The sequence below is a fragment of the Paenibacillus montanisoli genome, from assembly GCF_003268025.1.
In the GTDB taxonomy this organism is placed as follows: Bacteria; Bacillota; Bacilli; order Paenibacillales; family Paenibacillaceae; genus Paenibacillus_Z; species Paenibacillus_Z montanisoli.
In genome coordinates this window covers 597,560-613,876 of the sequence record NZ_QLUW01000004.1, presented here as the reverse complement: position 1 = coordinate 613,876, position 16,317 = coordinate 597,560, and the positions used below count along the sequence as shown (strand labels likewise).

At 52.0% G+C, this 16,317-nt stretch carries 14 protein-coding genes; 13 read left to right on the top strand and 1 reads right to left on the bottom strand.

Annotated elements, in window-relative coordinates:
• The first annotated feature begins 21 nt into the window (after positions 1–21).
• The 13 genes from DL346_RS22410 (at position 22) to DL346_RS22355 (ending at position 14,659) form a co-directional block, all read left to right on the top strand.
• Complete coding sequence (locus DL346_RS22410; protein WP_112884581.1) at positions 22–1,224, top strand: helix-turn-helix domain-containing protein; 1,203 nt, start codon at positions 22–24, stop codon at positions 1,222–1,224.
• Positions 1,225–1,316: 92 nt separating this feature from the next.
• Positions 1,317–2,291: a nucleoside hydrolase gene (locus DL346_RS22405; protein ID WP_165822628.1), complete on the top strand. Its 975-nt coding sequence runs from the start codon at positions 1,317–1,319 to the stop codon at positions 2,289–2,291.
• Positions 2,292–2,561: 270 nt separating this feature from the next.
• On the top strand, positions 2,562–4,091 hold the full coding sequence (gene hutH, locus DL346_RS22400) for a histidine ammonia-lyase (RefSeq protein WP_112884579.1): 1,530 nt from the start codon (positions 2,562–2,564) through the stop codon (positions 4,089–4,091).
• A gap of 38 nt (positions 4,092–4,129) precedes the next feature.
• A complete protein-coding gene (gene hutU / locus DL346_RS22395; protein ID WP_112884578.1) occupies positions 4,130–5,818 on the top strand; it encodes a urocanate hydratase in 1,689 nt (562 codons plus the stop codon).
• Positions 5,815–7,122, top strand: a complete 1,308-nt coding sequence (gene hutI, locus DL346_RS22390) for an imidazolonepropionase (RefSeq protein ID WP_112884577.1) — start codon at positions 5,815–5,817, stop codon at positions 7,120–7,122. Before hutU ends, hutI begins: the two co-directional genes overlap by 4 nt.
• Entirely contained in the window at positions 7,109–8,101 is a 993-nt protein-coding gene (locus DL346_RS22385; protein ID WP_240633356.1) for an agmatinase family protein, read from the top strand. The genes hutI and DL346_RS22385 overlap by 14 nt, the downstream gene beginning before the upstream one ends.
• 24 nt (positions 8,102–8,125) lie before the next feature.
• A complete protein-coding gene (locus tag DL346_RS22380; RefSeq protein ID WP_112884576.1) occupies positions 8,126–9,496 on the top strand; it encodes a family 4 glycosyl hydrolase in 1,371 nt (456 codons plus the stop codon).
• A gap of 11 nt (positions 9,497–9,507) precedes the next feature.
• A complete protein-coding gene (locus DL346_RS29175; protein ID WP_165822627.1) occupies positions 9,508–9,645 on the top strand; it encodes a hypothetical protein in 138 nt (45 codons plus the stop codon).
• Between the two features lie 33 nt (positions 9,646–9,678).
• Positions 9,679–10,455, top strand: a complete 777-nt coding sequence (locus DL346_RS22375) for a carbohydrate kinase family protein (protein ID WP_165822626.1) — start codon at positions 9,679–9,681, stop codon at positions 10,453–10,455.
• A 1-nt stretch (position 10,456) separates the two neighbouring features.
• A complete protein-coding gene (locus DL346_RS22370; protein WP_112884574.1) occupies positions 10,457–11,734 on the top strand; it encodes an ABC transporter substrate-binding protein in 1,278 nt (425 codons plus the stop codon).
• Positions 11,735–11,811: 77 nt separating this feature from the next.
• The gene (locus DL346_RS22365) at positions 11,812–12,717 is read left to right on the top strand and encodes a carbohydrate ABC transporter permease (RefSeq protein WP_112884573.1); all 906 of its coding nucleotides are present in this window, start codon (positions 11,812–11,814) and stop codon (positions 12,715–12,717) included.
• A gap of 11 nt (positions 12,718–12,728) precedes the next feature.
• Positions 12,729–13,565 (top strand): carbohydrate ABC transporter permease, encoded by an 837-nt coding sequence (locus DL346_RS22360; protein ID WP_112884572.1) that lies wholly within the window; start codon positions 12,729–12,731, stop codon positions 13,563–13,565.
• A gap of 38 nt (positions 13,566–13,603) precedes the next feature.
• On the top strand, positions 13,604–14,659 hold the full coding sequence (locus DL346_RS22355) for an SIS domain-containing protein (protein ID WP_112884571.1): 1,056 nt from the start codon (positions 13,604–13,606) through the stop codon (positions 14,657–14,659).
• Positions 14,660–15,638: 979 nt separating this feature from the next.
• Here the strand turns inward: DL346_RS22355 and DL346_RS22340 are convergent.
• Complete coding sequence (locus tag DL346_RS22340; protein WP_112884568.1) at positions 15,639–16,268, bottom strand: YfbR-like 5'-deoxynucleotidase; 630 nt, start codon at positions 16,266–16,268, stop codon at positions 15,639–15,641.
• Positions 16,269–16,317: the final 49 nt, after the last annotated feature.

The window sequence follows — 16,317 nt, the reverse complement described above, 5'->3', positions numbered from 1 at the left end:
ATACGACAGGGGGAGTTTGGAGTGTCTTTCAACGTTACGCAAGCCGCATTTTCTCATCTGCTCATATCCGGAACGTTAGTCCACGAAGCAAGCTTTGCCGAAATGCAAAGGCGGCTTGGCATTCAAACTTATCCACACCTCGTCATGATTGTCTCCATCGACCGGTATCCCGATCTTTCGCTTGGAAAAACGTTCGCGTGGCGGGAAGAAATTGGTCAGAAGCTAGTCCATGCACTTTCCGAGGCGGTTGTCGTGCCTTATCTATGGGTATGGGAAGCGGAAGGGATTTTGGCGCTGCTTGTTGAGCTTCCGCAGGAAAAGGCTGCCGAGCCGCCGAAGCCGCATAAAGAAAGGGCATTTGAGATCGCGAAAAAGCTGCAGCTAGTGGTGGATACGAAAGGTTTTTCCGTATCGATTGGCATCGGCTCTCACTATTACGACAACCCGTATATGCTGCACTACTCGTATCAGGAGGCGAATGAATCGATGCTCGATCGTTTCTTTCAAGGCAACCGGCTTATTTTTCACTATGAGAAGCGGAAGACAGGAGGTAAATCTTGGAAAAAGATCGTCTCGGAGGAACAGAAGGCCGAGCTGCTTGCCCGCGTTCGAATCGGCGATGAGGAAGGCGCAGTCGCTTTTTTGAAAATTATGATGGAGCAGCTGGCACAGGCTTACATTCACAATGTAGATATGTTCAAGTCTGAAGTGTTCGATCTGCTTATGACGATGTCACGGTTTGTGCTGGAGATGGGCGGAGAAGCGGCGGAAATTCTTGCGGAGAACGCACGCGTTATTCAGGACCTGTACCATACGATACGCTACGATAAATTCGTACTCAAAGTATGCGACTACTGGCGGAAGCTTGCTGCCCAGCTTGCAAGAGACCATGCGGCGGAAGTGTCTCCGGCTATTCGTTCGGCGCTTGAATACGTGAAAAGCCATCTGCGCGAGAAAGTAACGCTAGAGCAGGTCGCTCAGCATTGTTTTATCAGCACGTACCATTTCGCCCACTTGTTTAAAAAAGAGGTCGGCATTAGCTTCATTGATTTCTTGAATAAAATGCGCATTGAAAAGGCCATTCATTACTTGGAAACGACGGAGCTCTCGATTCAAGTAATTGCGGGCAGGGCGGGTTTTCACGATGCTAACTATTTTGCACGTAAATTTAAAATGTTAATGAACTGCAGTCCGTCTGAATATCGCGCAGCAAAATTGTGCTAGCGTATCGCAATATCTGCTAGATGCAGATAGCAGCGCATTCGCTATGATAAAGTCGATTGAAAGTATATATGGCTTCAAGGAGTGGGACGTACATGGCGAAAATCCCTTGTTTGATCGATTGCGATACCGGAATGGATGACGCGATTGCGTTAATTTGCGCGCTTCTCAGCCAGGATCGGCTGGATTTGAAAGCGATAACAACGGTGGCAGGCTGTGTCGAAGTCGACAAGACGAGCCGCAACACGCTTAACATTGTAGATAGCCTTGGATCTCAAATACCGGTTATACGCGGAGCGGAGGCACCGCTGCAGAGGGAGCTGTACGTCGCGATAAGCCACGGAACGTCCGGGCTCGGCGATGTCGTTGTTCCGGAAGCGAAGCGGGCTCTTCAAGAAATGGACGCGGTGGATATGATCTATCGCTGCGCAGTGGAATGCGAAGGCAAGCTGCAGCTGCTTGTGACTGGACCGCTGACGAATGTGGCAAAGGCGCTGACCCGCTATCCTGCGATAACAAGCTTGATTGAGAAAATAACAATAATGGGCGGGGCGCTGAGAGGCGGAAACATGACCCAGGCGTCGGAATTCAACATCTGGGTCGATCCGGAGGCGGCGGACATCGTTTTCCGTTCCGGTATTTCGCTGACTATGGTTGGTCTAGACGTTACGCTGAAGACGGAGCTACCGCAATATGTGTATGAGCAGGTGCGGGCGATGGACAATCCGTTCGCTTCGCTGGCAGCGGACGTGTTTAGTTATATGATGCGTAGAAACAGTCTCACCGGGGTCTCGTTGTATGGCAGCGTGGAGCTGGATCCGGCCCATATGCATGACGTGCTGGCGATGGCTGTTGTGGTGAGGCCGGATTTGATCAAAACCGAGCCGCATTATATCGAGGTTGAATTGGCCGGCAGTTGTACGCGGGGGATGACGGTGGCCGATTTTAACGACGTTATGAATAAGCAGCCAAACGTTGATGCGGCGGTCGATGTCGATTTGGATGCATTTTGGGCATGGATGCTGGAGCTGTTGGAGCATGGGCCAAAGCGCATTGCAGGGAGGATATAATGTCAGGCGGGCTGGCGGGCTTTCGGAAGCCCGTCTTTTTTGTTCAATTTAGATGAGTTTCGACGAATAGATCTAAGGTTTTCAGGTTGAATTGTGAAAGCGCTTCCCAAAGTAGGACACGCCTATAGCAATATAGTGCTACAAAATAGCAATTCTAGCTAGTTCCAATAGAAGAATGAATCGTTAATATAAGGGCATGTAAGGGCTTTCTTTAATGGAACCAAGACGCCTATAGGGCTGTGCGTTTCCCGATTCGAAAGTGAGGTTATTATGGCGATATCGCAGGTTGTTATTTCGGATGAACATAAGCTGACGGTTCAAGAGCTGGTTGCAGTCGCCAGAGGCGGCGCGAAAGTGACGATTACAGACGGAGTCGCGAATAACATTAAGCGAAGCCGGGCGTGGGTCGATTCTCTTGATCACGATCAACGAACCGTATACGGTGTCAATACCGGCATCGGGGAGCTGTGCAAGACCCGCATTTCGCCGGAGGAAGCGGCAACGCTGTCGCGGAACATCGTCATGAGCCATGCATGCGGCGTCGGCGAACCGCTGGCTCACGATCAAGTGAGAAGCATCCTGTTCTCTGCCATTGCGAATTTCTGCCAAGGTCGATCGGGCGTCAGGCTGGAAACGGTAAATGTCTTGCTCGACTTGCTGAATAAGCAGGTCGTCCCTTGGGTGCCTTCGCAAGGCTCGGTTGGCTATTTGACACATATGGCGCATATCGCGTTGGTGACGATCGGTCTTGGAAAGGCGTATTACGAAGGCCAACTGCTCTCCGGTCGCGAGGCTATGAACCGGGCGGGTATTCCTCTGCTTGCGCTGCAGGCAAAGGAAGGTCTTTCGCTTGTGAACGGTACGGTCTGCATGACCGGCATTAGCGCACTGGCCGTCTACGATGCCATGCAATTGGCGAAGTGGGCGGATATCGCGGGAGCGATGTCGTTCGAAGCGCTGAAAGGAACGCGCCATGCCTTTGATCCGAGAGTGCAGCGGGCGAGACCGTTTAAAGGGCAAAGCAAAGTGGCGGCTAATCTGCTTCGGTTGGTCGAAGGAAGCGAAGTCGCTGAAAAATATAAAGATTACCGTGTACAGGATGCGCTCAGCATCCGCTCGATGCCGCAAATTCACGGGGCTTGCAGGGACAAAATCGAGCATGCGCTTGAAACGGTGACGATAGAGCTTAACGCGGCAACCGACAATCCGCTTATCTTCGCGGATGAAGAGGGCGGCGAGGCGATATCCGCCTGCAATGCGCATGGGGAGCCGATCGCGTTGACGATGGATATGCTTGCAATTGCCGTTTCGGAGCTTGCAAACGTTTCCGAGCGTCGGCTTGATCGGCTGGTCAATCCGCATCTTAGCGAGTTGCCGGCCTTTCTCGTGGCGAAGAGCGGCGTCAATTCCGGCTTTATGATCCCTCAGTATGTAGCGGCGTCGCTCGTGGCTGAAAATAAAGTGCTTGCTCATCCGATATCCGTCGATTCGATTCCCACATCTGCTTTTCAGGAAGATCACGTCAGCATGGGAACGCCTGCGGCGATTAAAGCGGCACGGGTTGTGAGCAATTCGCAAAAGATTATCGCAGTGGAGCTGCTTGCCGCCACGCAAGCGGTTGAATTTCATAAACCGCTTCGGCTTGGCCAAGGGACCGGAGCGATGGCGGAATGGATTCGGTCCCATATACCGGCCTGGCTCGAAGACCGGGTATTTTATCCCGATTTGCATGAAATCATTGCAATGGTCGAACGGGCCGACTTGGTTGAACGGCTGGAAGAGCAAATCGGACAATTATAGGTTGCAACAATAGATTTTGCGGTGCAGGAGGAACGACGATGAAGCAGAGCGCCAATGGCAGCAGGGTAATAAAAGCGCCGCGCGGCACGACTTTACAGACGAAGGGATGGGTGCAGGAGGCCGCGCTTCGCATGCTGATGAACAATTTGGACCCGGAAGTGGCGGAGCATCCGGACGAGCTGATCGTTTACGGCGGCATCGGGAAAGCGGCCCGAAATTGGGAGAGCTTCAACCGCATCGTCGAGACGCTGCAGCAATTGGAAGAGAACGAAACGCTGCTGGTTCAATCCGGTAAGCCGGTCGCCGTCTTCCGCACCCATTCGGATGCGCCACGGGTTCTTCTTGCCAATTCGAATCTAGTGCCCGCATGGGCGACATGGGAAAAGTTCCATGAGCTTGACCGCAAAGGGCTCATTATGTACGGCCAGATGACGGCGGGCAGTTGGATTTATATCGGCAGCCAGGGCATCGTGCAAGGAACATACGAGACGTTCGCGGAATGCGCCAGGCAGCATTTCGGAGGAAGTCTGCGCGGAACGATTACGTTGACAGCCGGCCTCGGCGGCATGGGCGGCGCGCAGCCGCTGGCAGTTACGATGAACGACGGCGTCTGCATCGCCATCGAGGTAGACCCGACACGCATACAGAAGCGAATCGAGACGAAATATTGCGATTTGATGGTCGATACGATTGACGAAGCAATCCGGCTGGCATCCGATGCAAAGCATGCGGGAAAGGCGCTGTCGATTGGGCTTCTCGGCAATGCCGCCGAGCTGCTTCCGGAGATGATACGGCGCGGCTTCATCCCTGACATTGTGACGGATCAAACATCCGCGCATGATCCGCTTAACGGCTATTTGCCGGCGGGCATGAGTCTGGAAGAAGGCAAGGCGATGCGTCAATCCGATCCGCCGCAATTTGTGGCGCTGGCGAAAGCGAGTATAGCGGTGCATGTACGGGCGATGCTGAACATGCAGCAAAGCGGAGCGATCGCGTTCGATTACGGCAACAACATCCGCGAAGTCGCGCTTCATGAGGGCGTTGCCAACGCGTTTGATTTTCCGGGGTTCGTACCGGCCTATATCAGACCGCAATTTTGCGAAGGAAGAGGACCGTTCCGTTGGGCTGCGCTATCCGGCGATCCGCATGATATTTACAAGCTGGACGAAGCGCTGCTGCGAGAATTCGCGCATAATGAACCGCTGTGCAAATGGATTTCGCTTGCGCAAGAGCGGATCGCCTTCCAAGGGCTGCCGGCCAGAATTTGCTGGCTTGGCTACGGCGATCGGGCAAAGTTCGGCAAGATCATTAACGACATGGTCGCATCCGGCGAGTTGTCCGCGCCGATTGTCATTGGCCGCGACCATCTCGATGCAGGCTCGGTCGCTTCGCCGAACCGCGAGACGGAGGCGATGAAGGACGGCAGCGATGCGATTGCCGACTGGCCGATTCTGAATGCGCTGGTAAATACCGCTTCAGGCGCGAGCTGGGTATCCGTTCACCATGGCGGTGGTGTGGGAATGGGGTATTCACTGCACGCCGGCATGGTCGTCGTTGCCGACGGAACGCCGGAAGCTGCCGCCCGGCTGGAGCGGGTGCTGACGACTGACCCGGGCATGGGCGTCGTGCGGCATGTGGATGCAGGCTATGAGCTGGCTGCCGAAACCGCTGAGAAGCACGGCATTCATGTGCCGATGATGAAGCGCAGCGAGGTTCAGCCGAAATGACGGCAGCGCTGTTATACGTGAAGGATGCCGCCCAAGTCGTGACGGTAGCGGGTGCGAGCGGCAAGCCGAAAACCGGCGCAGGGATGAACGATATCGGCGTCATCGCATGCGGGAGCGTCGTCGTCGACGGCGATACCGGCCTTATCGTCTTCGTTGGTTCCGTCCCGGAGGCGGAGTCTTTCGTTCGCGACCGGATTCAAGCTTCCCCGGCAGTGGAGGTTCATACGGTGGATGCGGCGGGCAAGATTGTCCTGCCGGGGCTGATCGACCCGCACACGCATTTGGTTTTTGCCGGTACAAGGGAACACGAGCTGGAGATGCGTCTGCAAGGTGCTACCTATATGGAGATTTTACAGCAGGGCGGCGGCATTCTGTACTCGACGGCGCAGACTCGGAAAGCAACGGAAGAGCAGCTGGCAGAACAGTCTGAGAAGCGGCTTGACCGGTTTCTGCTGCATGGGGTAACGACGGTAGAGGCCAAGAGCGGCTACGGTTTGACGACCGATGATGAGCTGAAGCAGCTCCGGGTAGCACGCAGGCTCCATGAATCGCATCCGGTTGATATCGTATCGACCTTTATGGGGGCGCATGCCGTACCGGCTGAGTATAAGACCGACCCGGATGAATATGTAAGGATCGTTATCGAAGAAATGCTGCCTAAAGTAGCGGAAGAAGGCTTGGCTGATTTTTGCGACGTGTTTTGCGAACAGGGCGTGTTTACGGTGGAACAGTCGGAGCGGATCTTGGAAGCGGGCAAAAGACATGGGCTTATCCCGAAAATCCACGCTGACGAAATCGTCTCCTTCGGAGGCGCGGAGCTCGCGGCGAAGGTAGGCGCTATCTCGGCAGACCATCTGCTTAAAGCATCGGACGAAGGAATCCGGCGAATGGCGGAAGAGGGTGTCATTGCCGTTCTTCTGCCGGGCACGGCCCTCTACCTGAGGGAAGAGCCGGCAAGGGCCCGCGAGATGATTAAAGCAAGTGTAGCAGTGGCGCTGTCGACAGACCGCAATCCTGGTTCCTGCCCGACGGAGTCGCTTCCGCTTATTCAGAATCTCGGATGTCTGATGATGCGCATGACGCCTGCGGAAGTCATTACGGCAAGTACGATTAATGCGGCGCATGCCATCGGCAGAGCGGCGGAGATCGGAAGCATCGAGGTGGGCAAGAAAGCCGACCTCGTGCTGTTTGATGCACCGAATTACGCTTATTTGCAATACAACTTTGGTGTCAATCTGGTCGATACGGTAATCAAGAACGGCCGTATCGTCGTACAAGGAGGCATTCGCTGTGACGGAGAATAGCGGTTATACCTATATCGATCCGCCGCAGCTGCGGTACGCGGCGAAGCCGGGCGACCGGTACGATTTGAAAATGAACCAGCTGATCGGCGAGCATACGGCGGGGCAGCAGCTGGACGTCGGGCTGCTTGGCGTTCCGCTGTCCCGGTCTTCGATTACCGCATCAGCAGCAAGCGACAATCCGAACGCGATCCGCTCCATCTGGAAATCGTTCGGCACGTACAACATTGATTACGATGTCGATCTGGCTGATTTGCGCATTGCCGATCTGGGCGATGTCAAGATGCATGTGACGGATATTCCGCGCTGCCATCACAATATTGAAGAAGCGATGGTGGAAGCGCTGAGTCGAAATCCGGCGTATTTCCCGGTCTCCATCGGAGGTGACCATTCCATCACCTGCCCGCTGGTGAAAGGATTCCAGCGTCACCATAGCGGCAAAACAATCGGCATTCTCCAGTTCGACGCGCATTTTGACCTGCGGAACCTGCAGGATGGCGGACCGAGCAACGGCACGCCGATGCGCGGCTTGATCGAATCGGGCACGATAGAAGGGCGTCATATCGTTAATATCGGACCGCATGGGTATTTCAACGCCTATGCCTATAAGAAATATGCCGATGAACACAGCGTCAATTATTACACGCTCCGGCAAGTGCGCAAGCAGGGCATCGAACATGTCATGGTGGAAGCGCTTACCTATCTTCGTGAGCAGGTAGATCTTATCTATGTAACCGTCGATATCGACGTGCTGGACGCCGCGTTTGCGCCTGCGGCGCCTGCTTCAACACCCGGCGGGATGTGGTCATCGGAGTTGTTGGAGGCGCTTTATATTGCGGGCCAAGAACCGAGGACGGCGGCGCTCGATATCGTCTGCCTTGATCCGGCACGCGATCCGCGCCATCTGATAACCGTCAAGACCGGTGCATACGTCATTATGAATGTTTTATGCGGGATAAAGTACAGAATGCAGCAGACTTAAGGGGATTAAGGAGGGAACGCGCAAGTGGCTAAAAAAATCGTACTGATCGGCGCGGGAAGCGCCATGTTTACGCAAGGCTTGGTAGCCGATTTGCTCAGAACCGCTGAGCGGCAAGAGTGGCATTTGGCGCTGGTCGATACCGATCCGGCTGCGCTGCGATCGATTACGGCGCTATGCCGGAAAATGATTGACGCGAAGCAATCAAATGTACAGCTGTCGAGCTCGTCAGACCGGAGAGATGTATTGCCGGGGGCTGATTACGTTGTCGCTACTGTCGGTGTCGGCGGTAGAAGAGCATGGGAGCAGGATGTATTTATCCCGCGCAAATACGGCGTATATCAGCCGGTCGGCGACACGGCGATGCCGGGTGGAATCTCGCGTGCAATGCGCATGATACCAGCAATGGTGGACATTGTCCGCGATGTGCAGCGGATATGCCCGGACGCCTACTTCTTCAACTATTCGAACCCAATGACGGTCATTTGCCGGGCAATTAAGAAAGCGACCGAAATGCCTGTCATCGGCCTTTGCCACGGCGTCAATTATTCGGAAGAAGCGCTGGCGCATTTTGCCGGCGTGCCACGAAACGAATTTACGTCTTATGCGGTTGGCGTCAACCATTTGACGTTCATGTATAAGTTTTTTCATAAAGGTAAAAACGCGCTGCCGCTGCTTCGCGAGAAGTACCGGACGTTTATTGCCGAAGGCGGATTTGAGAAGGACTATGCCAAGCTTGGCCATGTGTTTGCGGAGATGGGCGGCGAGACGCCCAAGCTCGGCGATCCTTTTGCCTGGGAAATTTTCGATCGGTACGGCGCGTTTGCCGCACCGGGCGACCGGCATATTTGCGAGTTTTTCCCGGAACAGTTCCCAGGAGGCAACTATTACGGCAAAACGTTCGGCATCGATGGCTATTCCTTCGAGAAAGTCATAGAGTACGGCGACAACATTTATGCCGACATGGATAAGCTGGCTCACTCCGAAGGGCCGCTGCCGGATGACTTCTTCGATAAGCTCTCTGGTGAGCATGAGCAGCTGATGGACATTATCGATTCGATCGAGAACGATAAACGCGCCGTATTTTCCGTGAATGTGACAAATAACGGCACGGTGCCGAACTTGCCGAAGGATGCTGTCGTCGAAGTGCCTGCCTCGGCAACGGGCTTCGGATTCGCTCCGCTGCAAATGAATGATTTCCCAAGCGTACTGGCGCAGCTCCTTGCCAAGCCGATCGCCATCCACGAGTTGACCGTAGACGCGGCGCTAACAGGGGACCGCAATCTGTTTGTCGAAGCGGTGCTTGCCGGCGGCTATTTGAATGACAGAAGCGCGGTCGCGCGCATGGTGGATGAGCTCATTGAAGCACAAATTCAATACTTACCACAATTTCAATAAGGAGAAGGCATGTGACCGAAAAACCGATTGATGTCATTACGTATATGGATTTATGCGTCGATATGATGGTGTATGGCGACGTTGTCCCGCAATTCGGTCAAACAGAGAAAGTCTTGGACAACTACTGCGTAGATCTTGGCGGCTCCTGAAGCATTTTCGGCAGTCAAACGTCCAAGCTGAAATTGCGGACAGCCGGTATCGGCGTTGTCGGCAAAGATGCGTTCGGCGATTTCGTCCGAGCCAAGCTCGCTGAATCCGGCATGCTGATGGATTACGTCACGGTTGATGCAGGCGTGAAAACCGGCATAGGCGTCGCCTTGTGCAAGGACAATGATCGGGCCATTCTCACCTACTTAGGATCGATCGATCGCATGGACGCTTTGAACGTGCAGGAGGAATTGTTTCAGCAAGCCCGGCACCTTCATATCGGCAGCTACTATTTAATGCGGAAGCTGCAGCCGTCTTTCGTGGAAATGGCACGCAAGGCGAAGGCTAATGGCATGACGGTCAGTCTAGACACGAATTGGGATCCCGACGAGAACTGGGACAGCGGCATTTGGGAGCTGCTCCCGTATGTCGACATCTTTTTGCCCAATGAAAATGAGCTGAAACGGATTACAAAGCAGCCGACAGTCGGGCAAGCGCTTGAGCTGCTAAATGATGTCGTCCCGATTACCGTCTTAAAGCAGGGCGAGAGAGGGGCAATCGCTTACTCGCAAGGGAAGGCCTATCCGGCCGAACCGCTAAAAGTCGGCGTTATTGATGCAGTCGGAGCAGGGGACAGCTTCGATGCAGGGTTTATTTACGGTTATTTATCAGGTTTTGATGTATCAACAAGTGTGCAAATCGGATGTATTTGCGGCAGCATGAGCACATCGAAGCCCGGCGGTGTAGCGGGTCAAGTTCGGGAAGACGAGCTGCTTCGGCGGCTCCTAAAAACATTGGGGGAGGCCGGCTAAGATGAAGAAAACGGTGTCAGCTTTAACTGCGCTTGTATTATTTGCAGGTGTGGCGGCAGGATGCGGCAACAATGCAACGAATCAATCTTCGACAAGCTCCGCAAACGGCAACGAAGAACAGGTTACGCTGAAGTATTGGATGTATCAGACCGATCCGTTCATCAATGCCAACAAGAAGCTGATCGCAGACTACGAAAAAGCTCATCCGAATGTAAAAATCGACATCGAATCGTTCCCTTGGGATGATTACGTACAGAAAATCCAAGCCGCTTACATTGGCAATGAAGCGCCGGATATTGCCCAAGTATTTGGATCATGGGTACCCGCCCTCTCCAAAGCCGGCTTACTTGCGGAAGTTCCGAACAAGGATAAATACGATGCAGAACTGTATCCGGCCGCACTCGGCGCTTATGAGCTGAATGGCAAGCTGTATGGCGTGCCGGGGGAATTCAACCTGGAGAACGGCGGCATTCTTGTAAACACGAAGCTGTACAAGGAAGCGTCCGATCCAACCACTTGGGATCAGCTGATGGCAACGGCAAAGAAATTGACGGTTTACGAGAACGATGCACCAAAAATTTTCGGCTTCGACTTCTACGGCGATTCGGTTACGTTCTTGTTCCTGTCGCTGATCCTTCAGCAAGGAGGGAAATATTGGACAGACGATAATATGGTTGATTTCAACACGCCGGAAGCTGCTAAAGCGTTGCAAACGGTTGTAGACATAAAGACAAAAGAGAAAATTGCGGATTTGTCCCGTACGACCTACAGCTACGAGGATACATTCAAAGGAGACACGGCGATGACTTTCGTCGGACCGTGGGTTAATGCGCTAGGCAAAGATTATCAGACGACTGATTTCAAGTACATTAAGATGCCGTCTTTCACAGGCACTTCAGACGCATTCGCAGCCGAATCCGGATGGGGAGAAATCGTCTCGGAATCAAGCGAGCATAAAGATGTTGCGCTCGACTTCCTGCAATTTATTACGAACGAAGAAAACAGCCGTTACTGGAACGCGACGTCATCCACAATTCCGGCTTATAAAGCCGTTGCCGAGGATCCGGAGTATTTGAGTCAAAACCCGGCGCTGAAGCCTTCGCTGGAGGATCTGAAAAACGGCACATGGATCGGTCCGATCGAGAACCGCGATTTCTTCTTCAAGCAAATTTACGACAACTACGAGAAAGCCGTTAAAGTGGGCGCTCCCGTTGACCTAGTGTTGAAAGATGCGCAGCAAGCGATCAACGACATGTTGACGAAAGAAAGAAGCAAATAAAGCACGAGCGGGAGAGGGGCAGAGCAAGTGTGCATCTCTCCTTTCCAGCAAAATCGCAAGGAAGTGAGGTGCTGCGGATGGCTCGCTCCAAATACGGCAAACGGCCGGACCATCGGAACAAGAAGATGTTTATTGCGGTGTCTCTTACACCGATTATGCTGCTGTTTATTACGTTTACGCTGCTTCCGATCGTGATGGCTTGCGTCCTTGCGTTCAGCTCTTACGACGGATTGCGTGGCGTGCTAAATTTCAATGGGTTTGACAATATTCGCGGATTGCTAAACGACGAGCTGTTCCGCATGGCGATTTGGAACACGTTCCGCTTCGTTCTGCTGGCAGTGCCGCTCAATATAGCCATTACACTGCTGCTCGCGATGGCAATTAACAAAGTTCGCAATGCCAAATTAAAGCACTTGCTCCGTACAATATTTTTCGTGCCGGTAATCGCGCCGCTTGTCGGTTCTGTACTGGTATGGCAAACGTTTTTCAATTACGATCACGGATTGTTTAATATGCTGCTTGAATTTGTCGGCTTACAACCGGTCCATTGGCTGACGGAGACGAAGCCGGCGATGATTTCCGTCATCCTGATGGTGCTGTGGGCAGACATCGGGTACAACATTGTACTGTTTATGTCCGGGCTCGATTCCATCCCCGACATGTTCTATGAAGCGGCAAAGCTTGACGGGGCAGGACGGTTTCGCAGATTTCGGCATATTACGCTGCCGCTGCTCAGCCGCACGACGCTGTTCGTGGCCGTCATGACGGTGCTGTCTTATTTTCAAGCGTTTACGCAGTTCAAGGTGCTGACCGGCGGAGGTCCGAGCAATTCGACCCGCGTGCTTTCCCTTCAAATCTATGACACGGCGTTTAAATATTTTGATCTCGGCGTGGCGTCTACGATGGCGATGGTGCTGTTTGCAATCATGCTTAGCATCACATGGTTTCAATTGAAGATTGGCAAAAGTCAGTGGGAATATTAAGGAGAACAGCCATGGAAAATAGAACATTAGCCCGTCAATCGGCTTATATATTGTTTTTCGTTGCGCTTGCGGTAATTGCCGTCATCATGCTCATTCCGTTTGTTTGGATGTTATCGTTAGCATTCCGCAGTAATTTTGAGATTATTTCCAGAGAAGTGTCGATTTTGCCGAAGCATGTTTCGCTAGACGGCTTTCGCGCGGCGTGGGACAAAATCGGCACGATCATGATCTGGTTCAAAAATAGCGTCATGATTACCGGTATCGTTCTGACCGGCTCGTTGTTTACGAGCTCGCTTGCCGGATATATTTTCGCCAAGTTCCGGTTCAGAGGCCGCTCGTTCTTGTTTATTCTCATATTGGCGGGTCTGATGGTGCCGTTCCAGATCACGATGATTCCCGTTTATTTGATCATGAAGGAGCTGCATCTGATCAACAATTTGCTTGCAGTCATACTTCCGTCTGTCGTCAGTCCGTTCGGTATTTTTCTGTGCAAGCAGTATATCGAGCTTATTCCGTCCGATATGACCGAAGCGGCGCAAATCGACGGAGCAGGCGAGTTTTATACGTTTTTCAAGCTCATCATTCCGCAGATTGTCCCGGCTTTGTCTGCACTTGCGATCTTTAATTTCATCGCGAGCTGGAACGATTATTTGTGGCCGCTTATCGTCCTGAGCGGAGAGGAGCGCATGACACTGCCGCTAGCGCTTGGCATGTTCGCCACTTCACGCGCGGTCAATTATAACGCGACGATGGCCGTCGCCTTTTTCATCATGATTCCGAGCTTAGTCATCTTCTTGACGTTCCAACGGCAATTTATGAAAGGCGCCGCTTTGTCCGATATGAAATAAACCACTAGTCGTGATTCAGTAATAAGGAGATACCTACGATGACTACGAAAAATGCAAGTTTGTCCTATCAGGAAATTGTCTCGCAGCCGGAGGCATGGGAAAAGACGATTGAGCGTGTAATAGAGCATCGATCGGCTATTGAGGCGCTGTTTCGGGAGACGCGCGGACGTCAGACGATGATGGTTGCTTGCGGCTCCTCGTATTGGGGAGCGCGGAGTACGGCGCTGGTGCTTCGGGAAGCGGCCGGTCAGCCGGTGGAGACGGTAACAGGCGGTGAGTTTTATGTCAATGCACAGAATTATTACGGCGCCGGCGATTCGTTGTTCGTCATCGTTCCTTCGCGTTCAGGTCAGACGGGAGAAATCAAGAAGGCGCTGGAGATTGCGAAGGAGCGCGCCGACATCAAGTTGTTGTCGGTTGTTGTGTACGAGCAGTCCGCTGTCGGAGAGATGTCGGATTTGAGCATTGCACTCCCATGGGCAAACGAAGAAAGCGTCTGTCAGACCAAATCGTTTACGAGTCTGATTGCTGCGCAGGCAGCCGTATATCGACTCGCGTACGGGTTGCCGCTAGGTTTGCTTCCTGCGATTCCGGAAGCCGGACGACAGCTGATCGAACGCTATGAAGAGAAGCTGCGGCAACTTGCAGCAGACCGCAGCTGGAGCAACCTGCTCGCAGCCGGTCAAGGGAAGGCATTCGGCTTGGCTTGCGAAAGTGCGCTCATCATGATCGAAATGTCCGAAACACAGTCGAACTTCTACCATACGATGGAGGTTGCGCATGGCCCGAATGTCGTCGCTTCCTCTGAAACGCTGGCTATCGTATTTCAATCGAACCATATGCTCGAACATGAGCGGCGAGTCATCCGCGATCTGAGACAACGTGGCGCCAAAGTACTCGTCATTGGCGAGCCTGAAGCAGAGCGCGAATATGAATGCGACCATTTTGTTGCGATTCCTGGCATTGAAGACGAGTTCGAACGGGCGCTTGTCGGACTGATTGTTCCGCAGCTGCTCGCAAACTTCCGCGCTATGGAAAAGGGCGTTAATCCAGACAGCCCTAGCGACTTAAATCCGTGGATTTCGATTCCATAAGTAGACAACTATATGCCATTGGTATCATCGATACCTCTTTTGAAAGCGGCCAGAGAACTGACGGCTAGGAGCCCGATTTGGCTTGGAATCGCGTTATTGTTGCTGATGATACCGCTGCCCTTTGGCAACGCATTGTTAAGCTCCCACTTCCAATCGGTAGTGCCCGCTGCACTACAAGGAAGAGTATTTGCCTTCCTTCACCAAATTAACTTAACCTCTTCTGTGTTATCATTCTTTGCTTTGGGCCCGCTAGTTGACCGAGTTCTGCAGCCTGCCGCCGCAATAGGAGAGCTTCCTTGGTTGCTCTCAGTCGTCGGTGATCATGCTGGTTCAGGGATAGCCATACTATATTTAGCTTCAGGTACTGTAATCATTGCCGTTTCGTTTTTGGCTATGATGCTCCGTGCGAAGAAATGAAGTGTGCTTAGGGTAATTAGGTGAAGTCAGTTAGGATCCACTACCGTGAACCTGGTGGGGGGTCCTTTACTTTGAACCATATCCGGAAGAGGATGAGATAAAAACACTTTGCAGGATTACAAAATATTGACAGTTGATTATACATCAACTAATATTGAATAGAGTTTAAGTTTAAATCAGCTTTGCATGGTACATTGCCAGCAAAGCTTTTTTTTAATTCGTATAAGGAAGGTATATATGCAAAATAAAAATCAGAAATTTGAAACAACATTAAAGGGCGCAATCATTTTTCTTGGTATTTGTATTCTAGTAAGTTCTTGTGTTATTGCTAATAGATATTATGTCATCAATACCAATCCCTCAGACCGGATTATAATTCAAAAGCTTGATCAAATTGTAGATATATTATCAACACAGCAGGCATCTGACCAAAAGTAAGCCCTTGTAATTTAACAACGTAAAGGAAAGTACGCATGCGAAAGTATGAACTGTGACCCGTATGATGGACACTTTGAAAAAAGCGCCCATCTTGCAGGTCACAGTCCACATATGGAATAAGATTTTATGACGCTAACGCTTCCTTCGTGATTTCTTCAATATCAATGGGAGATCTTGATCCTTCCCTGACGATATCGGTTAATATATGTTGAAGAAAATAATCTACACAGTGAAGCTTAATGCTTTTAATTTTGATAAGCGCGCTTCGATACATCAGGATGAACTCTTTTTCGGTATTCCCGCGCTGCAGCTCTGCAAAGGCCTCATAGACCTGGTCGAGTTTATCGGCAACCTCCAATATTTTTCCTTCTACCGAATCGTCTTTGCCTTCCCGCAGTTGTCTGCGGAAGATGGGTTGGAATTCCTCGGGAATATGCTCGTCAATGAAATGGGCGACCATGCCTTCTTCTACCTGTTGCAGCATGGCTCGAAGCTCCAAAGAATAGTGCTTCACAGGCGTTTTAATATCTCCGATAAAAATCTCACCGTAATCATGGCTGCTTGTGATTTCGTATAGCTTCTTCCAATCTACGACGACTCCATGGCTTTCTTCGATATCCGCCAATGTTTTGGCATACTGAACGACCTTCCAGGAATGGGCGGATACGCTATGCTCCTGGAATTTGAATTTACCTGGACATCGGATAATTCGCTCTAAATCGGTTAGCGATTGGAAATACGCATGAATGCCCATATTGTGAATTCCTTTCGTTAGATGAATTCCGTGACGGTATAGGTAAAGT

Coding starts and splice junctions, on each gene's coding strand:
- DL346_RS22340 (WP_112884568.1), bottom strand. CDS start 16,268: ATGGGCATTCATGCGTATTTCCAATCGCTAACCGATTTAGAGCGAATT.
- DL346_RS22405 (WP_165822628.1), top strand. CDS start 1,317: ATGGCGAAAATCCCTTGTTTGATCGATTGCGATACCGGAATGGATGAC.
- hutU (WP_112884578.1), top strand. CDS start 4,130: ATGAAGCAGAGCGCCAATGGCAGCAGGGTAATAAAAGCGCCGCGCGGC.
- hutH (WP_112884579.1), top strand. CDS start 2,562: ATGGCGATATCGCAGGTTGTTATTTCGGATGAACATAAGCTGACGGTT.
- DL346_RS22370 (WP_112884574.1), top strand. CDS start 10,457: ATGAAGAAAACGGTGTCAGCTTTAACTGCGCTTGTATTATTTGCAGGT.
- hutI (WP_112884577.1), top strand. CDS start 5,815: ATGACGGCAGCGCTGTTATACGTGAAGGATGCCGCCCAAGTCGTGACG.
- DL346_RS22365 (WP_112884573.1), top strand. CDS start 11,812: ATGGCTCGCTCCAAATACGGCAAACGGCCGGACCATCGGAACAAGAAG.
- DL346_RS22355 (WP_112884571.1), top strand. CDS start 13,604: ATGACTACGAAAAATGCAAGTTTGTCCTATCAGGAAATTGTCTCGCAG.
- DL346_RS22360 (WP_112884572.1), top strand. CDS start 12,729: ATGGAAAATAGAACATTAGCCCGTCAATCGGCTTATATATTGTTTTTC.